Below are 12,961 nucleotides of genomic sequence, written 5' to 3' on the forward strand. Positions count from 1 at the left end.
GAGATCCCGCTGTGCCACAGAGGCTATCGGGCGGTCGCCCGGGCCGCGTGTCCGCGTCGGGTGTCACGGCGACCTCGTACGCTCGGCCCATGACCCCACGTGTGCGCCTGCAAGAGATCGTCGTCGACTGCGCCGACGTCACCCAGCTCGCTGTGTTCTGGGGTGCGCTGCTCGACGCCCGCTGGGCGGTGCTCGACGACGGTTGGGCCGTCGTGGAGGCAGACCCGCTGCTGCTCGCCTTCCAACGGGTCCCCGAGCCCAAGTCCTCCCCCAAGAACCGCCTGCACCTGGACATCCTCGTGCCCGACGCCGCCGCGGCGATCGCCCAGGCCGTCGCCCTGGGTGGGTCCCAGGTGCGCGAGCCGTCCCTCACCGACGGTGACGGCTACGTCGTCATGCGGGACCTGGAGGACAACGAGTTCTGCTTCGTCATCGACAACCACGGCCACTGGGACGACCAGATCCAGGCGGCCCTCGACGGACGCCGCGGGCACAACGAGCCGGCGGACCTCACTGCGCACCAGGTGGACCGGGCGGAGCAGGCTGAGCAGGCGGGCCACTCAGAGTAGGCGGAGGGTCACAGACCGTCTCCGTCGCCCCCGTCCGGGCTGTCGGCGGTGACCCGGGGACGGTCGAGGTCGTCGTCCTCGATCCGGTCCATCTGGGCGGTGCGCTCGCGCTCCTCGATGACCTCCTGCCCGGGACCGGCAAAGGCCTTGGATCGTTCCTCCGCCTCCTGGCTCCCGCTGAACAGTCCCTCGGGGGCGATGACCTGGGTCTCCTCCACCGACGTCGGCGCCTTCGGCGCCGTGACCGCGGGCAGCACCATGGTGGCTTCCTCGGCCGGTTCGGGGAACACACCTCGGCCGGGCTCGGACAGGTGCATGCGCAGGCCGGGGCGGGTACGGACCGGAACGCGGCGCGGGATCGACGGCGGTGCGGCCGGGCTGGGCTCCGCGGGGGCGGGCGCCTTGGTGAGCCCGTCCGTGCGGTGGGAGGGGGTCGGCGCTGCGGGAGCGGCGCCCACGAGGGCGTCCTCGTCGGTGCCGGCCTCGTCGAGGACCATCTCGACGTCGGGCGCCCCACGCATGAGGCGGGTGCGCGGCACACCCTGCGGGGCGACGCGGTGCAGCCAGTCGACCAGGCCCTCACGGATGTAGCAGCGCAGGTCGAACAGGGTCCCGGCGTCGGCGGCGCTGGCCAGGGCGCGGACCCGGACGTAGCCGTTGGTCGCGTCGGTGACCTGCAAGATGCCCACCCGCTTGTCCCACAGCGGGCTCGCCTCGAGCAGGCGCTTGAGCTCGACGCGCATCGGGGCGAGCGGCACGTCCCAGTCCAGGTCGATCTCGACGGTGCCGAGCAGCTCGGCCGCGCGCCGGGTCCAGTTCTGGAAGGGGGTGTTGGTGAAGTACGTGCACGGCATGATGAGCCGGCGGTCGTCCCACAGGTGCACCACCACGTAGGTCATGGTGATCTCCTCGATGCGACCCCACTCCCCCTCGAGCACCACGACGTCGTCGACGCGGATGGCGTCGGTGAAGGCGATCTGCATCCCGGCGAAGACGTTGGCCAGCGACGTCTGGGCGGCCAGACCGGCGACGATCGAGATGAGACCGGCCGAGGCGAGCAGGCTCGCCCCGGCGGCGCGGGCCTGCGGGAAGGTCAGCAGCACCCCGGACATGGCCAGGACGACGATGAGCGCGACGGTGAGGCGGCGCACCAGCGAGATCTGAGTGCGGATGCGGCGGGCGTGGCGGTTGTCCGCGACGTCCGTGCGGTACCGCTTGAGCACACTGTCCTCCACGACGAAGGCCAGCGCCCCGACGAACCAGGCGCCCATGATGATGAACAGGACGAGCAAGAAGTGGTCGACCGCGGGCAGCCAGCCCACCGCGGGGTTCGTGACGGCCCGGACGGCGATCCACACCGCCAGCACCATGAGCAGGCCGCGGGTGGGCCGGCGGACCCGGCGGGCGATGTCCCCCACCAGGAAGCTCCGGCGCCCGATCCGGCGGACCACCCCGGCGAGCACGGTGGTCAGCACGAAGGCGACCACGAGCGCGAGGATCACGGCGAGCACGGTCACCAGGAGGTTTGTGGCAGCAGTCAGTTCTTCCTCAGGCATGGTCTCTAGGCTAGGCAGAAGTCCTGGGAGTATCCCGGTCGAGGACGTCCCGAGCTCCGTCGAGCAGCCACTGAGCGATCTGCTCGCCGCCTGTTGCCCCTGCTGAGAGCGTTATCGCGAGCCCCGGCGTGATCCACGACACGTCGTGCAGCTCCCCGTGCGCCGGGCGGATCGCGGCGGTCGCCGACTCGAGCATCTCGGCGTCGAGCAGGGAGTCCCCGGCGGCCAGCACGGTGTCCGCACCGACGCGGCGGGCCACCTCGGCGACGGCCGAGCCCTTGCGCAGCTCGTTGGGGACGAGATAGAGCTTGCGACCCTGCAGCGAGGCCCGCCAGCCGTGCTCGCGTGCCCAGTCGGTGACCTCCTCGACGAAGCCGTCGGGCATCTTCTCCCGCTCGACGACGGCGTAGCAGAACAGGTCCTCGGCGCTGCGCACCTTCTTGGTCCACTCCGGCTTGAACACCGCGTGCATGTAGCCGTCCACCTCGGCGAAGGGGTGGGAGGTCTCGGCCAGGACGGTGGCCACCCGGGCCGACCACGCGGCGTCCGCGACGCCGTCGACGAGGAGGAAGCCGCCGTTGGCGGTGACCGCGTACTGCGGCGGCGGCCCGGGCAGCGTGATGCGGTGGTACTGGGCGCGGGTCCGGGTGGTGGCCGGGACGAGCACGCCCAGCTCGTTGAGCTCGGTGATCGTGGCCAGCGCCGCACGGGTCACGTGGGAGAGCGGTGCGTCCTTGTACATCTCCACGCAGACGAGGTCTTCGTAGAGCGGGGTGGACTTGAGCTTGGCCCCCGGCGGCAGACCGAGCTTGACGGCCTTGCCGGAGTAGATGAGCGTGCGGTCGAGGTCACTCGCCGCGATGACAGGAGTAACCGGGGTGACCGGGGTGCGTCTGTCCCCGCTCATCGGCTGGCCGTCCCGTCGGCGCCGGTCGCGCCTCGGGTGAACTGCGGGTGGATGAGGCCCACGCAGCTGTAGGGCAGGTCGTCGACCTCGACGATCTCCACCCCGCGCTGGGTCGCGAGCAGGCGCACGTGCGCCAGCTCGGCGCTCGCGTCGGCGCGCACGAGGATCTTCCACGGCACGCGGCGCAGCAGAACCCGGGTGGTCTCCCCGACGCCGGGCTTGACCAGGTTGACGTCACCCAGGCCGTACTCGGCGCTGATCGCCTCGACGGCCTTCCAGCCCGCCCAGGTGATCTCCGGCGCTGGCTCGGCGCGGCGCGCGGCGACCGTCCCGGCCACGCTGGCCGCCACCGTGGAGAACTGCGCGCTGACCATGTCGCAGAACTCCGCGGAGACGTCCGCCGGGGCGAGCTCGGCGTAGAACTTGGCCCCGTGGAACATCCCCGGGCCGATCAGCGCGTCGTTGAGCACAGTCCGTGAGACCAGGCCGGAGACGGTGGAGTTCAGGCACGCGGACGGGATGAGGTAGTCCTCGCGGGTCCCGAACAGCTCCGCGCAGTGCCCCGGGTCGGCGAGGACCGCGAGGTCGGAGCGGAACCCGGCCCGGGCGCCGTCGGCACCGGTCAGCCCGAGCGCGACGTTCGCCTGCTCGACGGCGGCCGCGAGCTCGCGGGAGATCGCACCCTTGCCGGTCCATCCGTCAACGAACATGACGTCCTGGGGCCGGTGGTGCTCGGCGAGGTAGGCGAGGGCGACCTGGTCGATCCCGCGCCCGCGCACGATGGACGCTGCGTAGTGCGGCAGGGTGAGGCCGTGGGCGTAGCTGGCCCAGCGGCGCATGAGCACACCGATCGGTGTACCGGCACGGGCCAAGGACACGAGCACCGCTCGCTCTCCACGCTCGGCGATGACGAGGTCGGTGACCACACCGACCGCGTGGGCCAGGCGCACGGCCGACTCGCGCAGCGCGGAGTGGAAGAGGTCCTGGTACTCCTGCGTGGGCTGGTACTCGACCGGCAACGACTCCGCGTAGTGCGCACCCCCGGACTGGATGGCCTCCTCGCGCTCCTCCGTCGGCGCCTCGAGCTCGACCGAGGACAGGTCGCTGAGCAGCCAGGCGACCTCGTGGGAGTCGTAGGAACCGAAGTCCGGGCCGCGCAGCGGCTCGGGCAGGGCAGGCGCCGCCGGCCCGGCAGGGGTGGCGGTGTCAGGCTGGATGGTCACTGGGTGGCCTCCTAGGGGCGGTACGCGGGGATGACGACCACGTGCACGTGGTCGCACCACCCGGCGACGCTGTCGACCAGGCCGCCAGGCATGGAGAGCTCGGCTGTGTCAGCAGGCGAGTCGATGACCACGACGATATCGGTGAATCGACGGGTCGAGTCGTCGCCGGGGGCGACGTTGTGGGCAAAACGCGGGCCAGGGCCGTCGTCGGGCGCGTCGTGTGAGGGGAAGGTCACAGTTGTGCGGATCGCGTAGCCCGGGTCGTCGACGGCGAGCACCGGGGACCGGGTGGTCGTGGAGAACCGCACCTGCGTCCCGGCCGGGACGTCCTCGGCGAGCGCCTGCGCCACGCGCAGCGGGGCGTACATGAGCTCCTCGAAGCCGAGCACCAGCACGCGCTCCCCCACGAGCTGCTGCCCGACGACGTGGGCGACCTCGCGCGCCGCCGTCACCAGCGGCGCCTCGTGGGCCGGCTCGAAGCCGTGCCGGCCACCGTCGCGCACCGTGGTGGGCCATGCCTCGACCCGGGTGACCGGGGCAGAGGACGCGGCCGGGCGCGAGGCGGCTGCCGCGGTGAGCTCGACGACGAGGCGACCCGCCTCGTCGAGGATCCCGTCCGGCAAGGTGATCTCCCCGCTCGCGAGGGTCACCACGTCGATGCGGGTGCCCAGCCGGGCGGCGACCTGAGCGAAGATCTCGCGGTCGGCGCCCGAGCGCAGGTCGATGAGCGCGGCGACGACGTACCGCCCGCGGGGGCGGTCCGCGTGCAGGGCCTCGATGGTGTTGAGGGCCGTCTTGCCGGTGGAGATCTCGTCGTCGACGAGCACCACGGTGTCCGCCGCGGCGAGGAAGGTGGGGTCCTCGGGCAGCAGCAGGTGCTCGGTCGCGTGGGAGTGCTCCTCGGCGAACCCGGCCGCCGGCGCGACGCCCGCCACCGGGCGGCGGGTGGAGTGCAGCGACGGGACAGCGAGCGCTTCGCCGACGCAGTGCCCCAGGGCCGTCGCGGTCTCGGCGTAGCCGACCACGACCGTTCCGGCCGGGGTGACGGGTGCGTCCTCAGCCAGGGCGTCGACGGCTGCCAGCAGCTCCGCCGCGGCGCCGGGGACGGCGTCGGTCGCGCGGGCCAGGAGGCCAGCGACCCCCGCCGCGCGGGCCGCCGCGGCGACCCGGTCGGTGCCGGCCAGCTCACCGGCGGTGAGGACGCCGAGCAGCCGGCCCGCGGCGTAGACGAGGCGCGGGTCCGTCGGCACGTGCTTGCCGAGCACCGTCGAGACGAGCAGGTGCGCCCGGCGCGGGTTGCGCCGGATGGCCAGCCCGACGAGGTCGTCGAGACTGATCCCGGCCGCGGACCGGCCCGAGTGGATCCCGACCCCGAGGCGACCGGCGACCCACGTGCTGGCGACGCTCACAGCTGGTGGCTCGCGGAGAGCACGTCGACGTAGGTGATGTCCTCGTGGACCACGCCGAAGACGCGGGCGCGGCGCACGAGCTGCTCGGCCCACGCGCGGTGCGGCTTGGCCTCGTTCATCTTGTTGCGGTACTGGGAGGCGTTGACCCCGCCGGTCGTGGCACCGAGGATCTCCTGGGCGTCCACGTACTCCTCGTGGGAGACCACCGAGAGGGCGTGCACGGCGGCGACGTGGGAGGGGTGGATCACCGTCTTGCCGGTGAGGCCGTTCGCCTGGTCCAGGACCACCTCACGGATGAGGCCGTCGAGGTCGGCGTCGATCATCCTCACGCGCAGGGTCCGCTCGTCGTGCTCGGCGAAGGGCGTCTCGCGCAGCTGGGGCTTGAAGATGCGCTCGTGCTGGGCGAAGTACTCCCACACCGGTCCGGTGATGAGGTACCCGGCCTCCCCCGCCCGGCCCAGGACGTTGACGATGTCGGAGATGACGTCCGCGACGACGTGGACGTGGTAGATCGTCAGCTCACGGTTGCGGCGCAGGCCGTAGGCCGAGGACAGGTCCGTCGCACCGATGCGCACGGCCAGGATGGTGCTGCGGTACTTGCTGAGCACCTGGGCGATCGAGGCCAGCTCGGAGGCGCGCGACTCGCGGTAGGCGAGCTCGGGCGACTCCAGGACCGGCATGGCGTAGAGCCGGCGTCCGGCTGCCGCGCTCGCTGCCTCCACGGCGTCGAGGTACTCCACACCGCTCTCGCCGAGGAACTTGGGGATGACGAAGCCCGAGAGCACCGACAGGTGCTCGCCGAGCCCTTCGGTGATGAGCGGGATCTGGTAGGCCGCCCGCACCCGGACGAACAGCAGCGGGCCGGGGGTCTTCATCTGCGCGAAGGCACGCAGCTGCTCGACGACGTTGATCTCCGCGGCGGGCACGTCCTCGTCGGCGATGGAGTCTTCCAGGCACACCACGAGCGAGACCACGCCGCGCGCGGCCCGCTTGGCGATGTCCTGGGCGAGGGTGGGCCGGGTGCCAGGGCTGTAGAGGGTCGCTCCCAGGGCCATGGCCAGGATCTGCGGATCGCTGTCGACGGTGAACTGCTCGGGTGCTCGGAAGAACAGACGCTCGATCTCGGCGTCGCCCAAGTACTCAAAATGGCGCATTTTTCCTGGCTCTCTACCTACTCGAACCCGTCGTCGTGACGCGGGTCCCCCGCTCGCCGCACTGAGGAGCAGTTCAAGATAACCGACGCGGACAGGCACCTGGAACCACGCGCCCTGGGGTGAAGTACCCATGCTGTGCCGGGCACCGCCAGGCTCTGTCACCATGGACCCATGACGCAGATGAGCAAGGGCTCCAACATCCCGTTGTCCGCCGCCAGGATCCGCGCCGAGCTGGTCTGGGAGACCCGTCCGACGACCCCAGACGTGGACGCGTCGGCGCTGCTGCTGGCCCCGTCCGGGAAGGTCCGGTCCGACGACGACTTCGTGTTCTTCAACCAGCCGAACCATGCCTCCGGGGCGGTGCGCAAGCTGCCCAAGCAGACCGCGGGGACGCAGGTGCGTGACGCGCTGGAGATCGACGTGACGCGCATCGAGCCCGAGGTGGACCGCATCGTCCTGGGCTCCTCGGCGGACGGTGGCACCTTCAGCGAGGTCCCCGGCCTGCACCTGCTCCTCACCGACCTCGCCACGAACACCCAGATCGCGCGCTTCGACATGACGGACGCGACCTCGGAGACGGCGTTCTTGTCCGGGGAGATCTACCGCCGGGGCGGGGACTGGAAGTTCCGCGCCGTCGGGCAGGGATACGCCTCCGGCCTGGAGGGCCTGGCGACCGACTTCGGGATCACCGTGGACGACGAGCCGGCGCCGGCGCCGGCTGCTGCTGCGCCCGTGTCCGCACCCGTGGCCACACCGCCGGCAGCCGCGCCGTCGATCGCGTACTCCCGACCCGCCCCTGCGGCACCAGCCGCTGCGCCGGCACCGATCCAGTACTCCCGCCCGGCACCTGCTCCTGCGGCCCCTCCCGCGCCTCCTGCACCCCCGGCGCCGTCCGCGCCGATCCAGTACTCTCGCCCCGCGCCGGCGTCGGGCACGGCTGCCCCGGTTCCCGGTTACGCGCCGCCGCCCGTGGGTGCACCGGTCGCTCCGGCGCGTGGGACGGTCAACCTCGACAAGGGCCGGGTGAGCCTGCGCAAGAACGAGCGGGTCAGCCTGGTCAAGACGGGCGCACCCGCGCTCAACCGCATCCAGCTGGGCCTGGGGTGGGACCCGGCGGTCGGGTCGAAGTCCATCGACCTCGACGCCTCGGCGATCGTGCTCAACGCAGCGGGCAAGGACATCGACCTGGCCTGGTTCATGTCGAAGAAGGCCTGCAAGGGTGCCGTCCAGCACCAGGGCGACAACGTCACCGGTCAGGGCGACGGCGACGACGAGGTCATCCTCGTCGAGCTGGACAGGCTGCCCGCCGAGGCGGCCGCGATCGTCTTCACGATCAACTCCTTCTCCAGCCACAAGTTCACCGACATCAAGAACGCCTACTGCCGGCTCGTGGACACCACGACCCGGGCCGAGCTGGTCCGCTTCGACCTGACCGACTCCAAGCCGTCCACCGGGGTGTTCATGTGCGTGCTGCGCCGCGCCGGTGCGGCCTGGGAGATGGAAGCCCTCGGTGCCTTCCACGACGGCCGCACCGTCAAGGCGATGCGCGCCCCCGCCGCCGCCTTCGTCCGCTCCTGAACGACGACGGGCTCGGTAGGGCGACGCAGAGCCGCCCTACCGAGCCCGTCGTGGTCTACGGCGTGGTCACAGGTACGGGGTGACCGCCGGGAGCAGCTGGTCGAAGGTGCGGCCCGACGTCGGCGCGCCGATCGCCGTCATGGACCACCCGGCACCGTCGCGCGCGACCTTCGCCATGACCTGGGCGTTGTGCGTGCCCGAGCCGGAGAGGTTGTAGCGAGCGACCTCGGAGTTGTCCGTCTCGTCGACGAGGCGGCAGAAGGCGCTCTCGATCTGCGTGAAGTCCTGGCCGGTGAAGGAGTTCACCACGAAGACGACCGTCGAGACGTTCGCCGGGACCCGGGTGAGGTCGACGATGATCGACTCGTCGTCACCGTCGCCCGCGCCGGTGCGGTTGTCACCGGTGTGCAGGACGGAGCCGTCCTTGCTCTGCAGCTGGTTGAACCAGACGACGTCCACGAGGTTCCCCGCGGCGTCGAAGAGCAGCCCGGACGCGTCCAGGTCGATCTCCTGCTCCTTCTTCCCGAAGAAGCCGCGCTTCTTCATCGCGTCCCAGCCCAGCCCCATCCGCACACGGGTGAGCGTGCCTCCGGTCGGCTTGGTGAGGGAGACCTTCTGGCCCTTGGACAGGTTCACAGACATGGGAGTCCTTTCGCCGCCGCGGCCTTGGCCGTCGACGTGGTGGGGTCGGTCGAACAGCTGAAGAGGTCTACTTGCGGCCAGGGACCCAGCTCAGGCCCCAGCCGTAGGTCTCGTCGAGGGCCTTGTGCCCGCCCTGGATGTACTTCACCTCGCGGCGTACCTGCAGGCCGGAGGGGCTGTTGGTGATCTCCGCGATGGCGCAGATCCGCGAGGACGGGTCCGACTCGTCCAGGCGGACCTCGATCTGCGCGCCCGACGGCGGGGTCAGCGTGACCACCCCGTCCGCGGCCGCCCAGTTGGAGGCGCCCTCGTAGATCATGGCGAAGACCAGCACCCGGCGGAGCGCCGGGGTCTGGCTCAGGTCGATCGTGAGGTTCTCCCCGCCCTGCACCTTCCCCGAGCGGTCGTCTCCGTCGAGCCAGATGATGCGGCGCTGGGAGGAACCGTCGAAGGCCTCGAAGGAGTTGCCCAGCGCCTGGACCACGCCCTTGGTGCCGTCGGTGAACTCGTAGAGGCAGGCCAGGTCGAGGTCGACCGGGCGGGAGGTGAGCTTGGCCAGGAAGCCCTTGGCGGGGGCTGCGCTCTGCCAGTTGAGGTTGACCCGCAGGACGCCGGAGGAGACCGCCTCCTTGGTCAGCGAGACGCTCGGGGCCGACTTGGTGAGCGTGATCTTGGACAGCGACACCGGTGCGCCCGTCGGCGCCGCGGCGCTCGGGTCAGGCTGGGCCGGTGTGCGGCGCGTGTAGTCGATCGCCATGAGGTCCTCCAGGAGAGTGCTGGGCGGGCGGGCGGTGCGCAGACGATCCTGCGCGGGCGGGCCGGTGACCGGCCCGCCCGGTGTGCTGGGTCAGGACTCGATCGAGCTCGAGGCGTGGTCGGACGTCGCACCATCGCCCTGTGACCGGGCCGAGGGGTGGAGCTTGCGGTAGCGCAGCGAGGACAGGAACGCCGCACCGATGAAGACGACACCGACGAGGCCGGTGACGATCTCGTTCATGTGGACCTTGATCGAGATGAGCAGGATCGCTGCGAGGGCACCGATGGCCCAGTGCGCGCCGTGCTCGAGGAAGACGTACTCGGCCAGGGTGCCCTTGCGGACCAGGAAGATCGTGATGGACCGCACGAACATCGCACCGATGAACCCGAGGCCGAGCGCGATGATGACCGGGTCGGGGGTGATGGCGAAGGCGCCGATGACCCCGTCGAAGGAGAAGGACGCGTCGAGGACCTCGAGGTAGAGGAAGAGGAAGAACCCGGCCTTGCCGGTGGCCTTCGCCAGCTGGGTCGGACCGGAGGATCCGGTGGCCGGCGCGACGTCGGCGCCCTCCTCCATCTCAGCCTCGAGGTTGCCCTCGAAGAGGCTTCCCAGTCCGTTGACCGCGAGGTAGGTGAGCATCCCCAGGAGGCCGGAGAGGAGCACGGTGTGCGGGTCCTCGGCGAGGAACTCAGCCGCAGCCACCAGAGCCAGGCCGCCCACGAGCACGGAGAGGTTCGCGAGCTTGCCCACGCGGGCCAGCGGACGCTCGATCCAGGACAGCCAGCTGATGTCACGGTCCTCGAAGATGAAGTCGAGGAAGAGCATGAGGAGGAAGAGGCCACCGAAGGCGGCGATCTGCGGGTGTGCCTCGGCGAGGACGTAGCCGTAGGTCCCCGGGACGGAGGGGTCACCCTTCTCCATCGCGAGTTGGAGAGCTTCGACGGGGCCGAGGTTCGCCGTCACGCTCACGATGAGCAGCGGGAACACCAGACGCATGCCGAAGACGGCGATGAGCACGCCGACGGTGAGGAAGATCTTCTGCCAGGCCTCGCTCATCCGCTCCAGGACCTTCGCGTTGACGACCGCGTTGTCGAAGCTGAGGGAGACCTCAAGGACACCCAGGATGAGGCAGAGGACGAAGGCGCTCCACCCTCCGTAGAAGAAGGCGGTGATCAGTGCCGCGATGGTGACGGCGAATGACCAGCCGAATGTGCGCAGAAACATGCTGTTCCTTGTCTGGATGATGCACAGGGGGGAGACGTGCGTCCAGGGGACGGGCCGGACGAGGTCGTCCGGCCCGCCCCCTGGCGGTGGTGCAGCGGTGTCTTAGACGCCGACGCCGAAGTCACGGGCGATACCCGCGAGGCCCTCGGCGTAGCCCTGACCGACGGCGCGGAACTTCCACTCGGCGCCGTTGCGGTACAGCTCACCGAAGACCATGGCGGTCTCGGTCGAGGCGTCCTCGGACAGGTCGTAACGGGCGATCTCGGTGCCGCCTGCCTGGTTGATCACGCGGATGAACGCGTTACGGACCTGGCCGAAGCTCTGCGAACGGGTCGCGGCGTCGTAGATCGAGACCGGGAAGACGATGCGGTCGACCTCGGCCGGGACGGCCGCGAGGTTGACGGTGATCTGCTCGTCGTCGCCGTCGCCCTCACCGGTGAGGTTGTCACCGGTGTGCTGGACGGAGCCGTCGGCGCTGGTCAGGTTGTTGAAGAAGACGAAGTGGCCGTCGGAGATGACGCGGCCGTTGGTGCCGACGAGGATCGCGCTGGCGTCCAGGTCGAAGTCCACACCGGTGGTCGAACGGGCATCCCAGCCGAGGCCGATTGTCACGGCGGTCAGGCCTGGTGCCTCTTTGGTGAGCGAGACGTTTCCGCCCTTGGTAAGACTGACTCCCACGAGTACTCCAACGCTCAGGGCGGGCGCTTTCGCCCCCGCCGTTTCATTGATCCGCCACCCTGCGGGCGACGGGCCGACTATATCGCCCCGACCTTGACCGACGCTGGGTGATCCCTGACAACCGATGGGCAGAACTCCCCGTGCGGTCGTCGTGGAACCCGGTGCCGGTGATGGCGGCGCGACCGTGCCGGTCTGAGAGATACAACGCTCGATCACGGCCTCACGTTCCACGGAGTCCCGCACTCGCCCCACGCTCCCGGGTGAAACGGTTCGGACGTTGGAGCGGGACCGGTCGCCCAGTACCGTTCTTGCCATGCGTGCTCACCGTCTCCGCCCCCGTACCGCCCTCGTCCTCGCCGCCCTCACGTGCACGGTGGCGTTGTCCGCCTGCTCCGCCGAGGCCGACGACGCCGCCTACCCCGGCCGCGGCGACCTCACCGAGGTCGCCCTCGAGATCGTCGGCGGAGCGGAAGCGGTGACCGTCGTGACCGGTGACACCGACGGCGCCCTGTTCAGCGCGGACGGCTCCTCGCTCCAGCCCACCACCACCGAGACCGGCCCCGGGCGCTACGCGCTGGAATTCTCCTTCCCCGATGGCTCGCGCAGCGCCGCCACCGTGCGCCTGGACCCGGAGATCGTGTGGCACCTGACCTTCACCGGGGGCGCCCAGACGCTGACCGTGGACCTGTCCGAGGCCGCCGTCTCCGGCCTCGACTTCACCAGCGGCGCACAGACCTTCGACCTCACGCTGCCCGAGCCCACCGGCACCGTCCCGATCAACCAGTCCGGCGGCGCCGCGACCTTCGCCGTCCACCTGCCCGCCGACGCCGCCGCGACCGTGTCGCTGCAGGGCTTCGGGTCCGCGACCGTCGACGGCACCGGCCTGGACGCGGCCGAGTCGACGACGGCGGTCGGCGATGCCGCGGCCACCGACCGGTTCGTCATCACGAACTCCGCAGGCCTGGGATCGTTCACCCTCGACCGTTTCTGAGCTGGCGCGGCGCGGTCCCGGCGCACGGCGGGCGCCGGGTGCCGGCCCGTTCTTTGACCCCTGCGCCCTGAGGGCGCACGCTTAGGGGGTGAATGAGGAAGAGATCCGTCATCAGCAGGCCAACTGGTTCTTGGGCGGCACGCTGCTCGTCGTGTGCACCGGCATCGGCATCGCCATCTCGATGGCCCGGTCGGAGCGCCTGTTCATCCTCGCCGGCTTCGGCGTGGGCCTCGTGCTGTGCTGGGCCGTGAACAAGTTCATCAAGTAGCCGGG

The 12,961-nt window shown here is 70.7% G+C and carries 13 protein-coding genes; 4 read left to right on the forward strand and 9 right to left on the reverse strand.

The window, feature by feature from the left end; translation table 11 throughout:
- Nucleotides 1-89 precede the first annotated feature (89 nt).
- Entirely contained in the window at nt 90-569 is a 480-nt protein-coding gene (locus SS2_RS00205; RefSeq protein ID WP_217995548.1) for a VOC family protein, read from the forward strand.
- An 8-nt stretch (nt 570-577) separates the two neighbouring features.
- On the opposite strand, the gene SS2_RS00210 is transcribed toward SS2_RS00205, so the two are convergent.
- The 5 genes from SS2_RS00210 to SS2_RS00230 are packed head-to-tail and all read right to left on the reverse strand — an operon-like array spanning nt 578 to nt 6,818.
- Complete coding sequence (locus SS2_RS00210; protein ID WP_066460194.1) at nt 578-2,125, reverse strand: mechanosensitive ion channel domain-containing protein; 1,548 nt, start codon at nt 2,123-2,125, stop codon at nt 578-580.
- Nucleotides 2,126-2,135: 10 nt separating this feature from the next.
- The gene (locus SS2_RS00215; protein WP_066460195.1) at nt 2,136-3,032 is read right to left on the reverse strand and encodes an HAD family hydrolase; all 897 of its coding nucleotides are present in this window, start codon (nt 3,030-3,032) and stop codon (nt 2,136-2,138) included.
- The gene (locus tag SS2_RS00220; RefSeq protein ID WP_245643239.1) at nt 3,029-4,255 is read right to left on the reverse strand and encodes a cysteine protease StiP family protein; all 1,227 of its coding nucleotides are present in this window, start codon (nt 4,253-4,255) and stop codon (nt 3,029-3,031) included. The genes SS2_RS00215 and SS2_RS00220 overlap by 4 nt, the downstream gene beginning before the upstream one ends.
- Nucleotides 4,256-4,266: 11 nt before the next feature.
- The gene (locus tag SS2_RS00225) at nt 4,267-5,664 is read right to left on the reverse strand and encodes a phosphoribosyltransferase family protein (protein WP_066460196.1); all 1,398 of its coding nucleotides are present in this window, start codon (nt 5,662-5,664) and stop codon (nt 4,267-4,269) included.
- On the reverse strand, nt 5,661-6,818 hold the full coding sequence (locus tag SS2_RS00230; protein WP_066460198.1) for an HpcH/HpaI aldolase/citrate lyase family protein: 1,158 nt from the start codon (nt 6,816-6,818) through the stop codon (nt 5,661-5,663). The genes SS2_RS00225 and SS2_RS00230 overlap by 4 nt, the downstream gene beginning before the upstream one ends.
- 171 nt (nt 6,819-6,989) lie before the next feature.
- Here SS2_RS00230 and SS2_RS00235 point away from each other — a divergent pair, with 171 nt between their 5' ends.
- Nucleotides 6,990-8,396, forward strand: coding sequence for a TerD family protein (locus SS2_RS00235; RefSeq protein WP_066460200.1), 1,407 nt, complete (start codon nt 6,990-6,992; stop codon nt 8,394-8,396).
- A 66-nt stretch (nt 8,397-8,462) separates the two neighbouring features.
- On the opposite strand, the gene SS2_RS00240 is transcribed toward SS2_RS00235, so the two are convergent.
- From SS2_RS00240 to SS2_RS00255, 4 genes are all read right to left on the reverse strand, one after another.
- Nucleotides 8,463-9,038: a TerD family protein gene (locus tag SS2_RS00240; protein WP_066460203.1), complete on the reverse strand. Its 576-nt coding sequence runs from the start codon at nt 9,036-9,038 to the stop codon at nt 8,463-8,465.
- 67 nt (nt 9,039-9,105) lie between these two features.
- Nucleotides 9,106-9,795, reverse strand: coding sequence for a TerD family protein (locus tag SS2_RS00245; protein ID WP_066460205.1), 690 nt, complete (start codon nt 9,793-9,795; stop codon nt 9,106-9,108).
- Between the two features lie 90 nt (nt 9,796-9,885).
- Nucleotides 9,886-11,019 (reverse strand): DUF475 domain-containing protein, encoded by a 1,134-nt coding sequence (locus SS2_RS00250; RefSeq protein ID WP_066460209.1) that lies wholly within the window; start codon nt 11,017-11,019, stop codon nt 9,886-9,888.
- 102 nt (nt 11,020-11,121) lie between these two features.
- Nucleotides 11,122-11,697, reverse strand: a complete 576-nt coding sequence (locus SS2_RS00255) for a TerD family protein (RefSeq protein ID WP_066460211.1) — start codon at nt 11,695-11,697, stop codon at nt 11,122-11,124.
- A gap of 313 nt (nt 11,698-12,010) precedes the next feature.
- On the opposite strand from SS2_RS00255, the gene SS2_RS00260 reads away from it, so the two are divergent.
- Nucleotides 12,011-12,688 (forward strand): hypothetical protein, encoded by a 678-nt coding sequence (locus tag SS2_RS00260; RefSeq protein ID WP_066460212.1) that lies wholly within the window; start codon nt 12,011-12,013, stop codon nt 12,686-12,688.
- An 88-nt stretch (nt 12,689-12,776) separates the two neighbouring features.
- Nucleotides 12,777-12,956, forward strand: a complete 180-nt coding sequence (locus tag SS2_RS00265) for a hypothetical protein (protein WP_066460214.1) — start codon at nt 12,777-12,779, stop codon at nt 12,954-12,956.
- The last annotated feature ends 5 nt before the right edge of the window (nt 12,957-12,961 follow it).

The organism is Sanguibacter suarezii NBRC 16159 (assembly GCF_001552735.1).
Taxonomy (GTDB): domain Bacteria; phylum Actinomycetota; class Actinomycetes; order Actinomycetales; family Cellulomonadaceae; genus Sanguibacter; species Sanguibacter suarezii.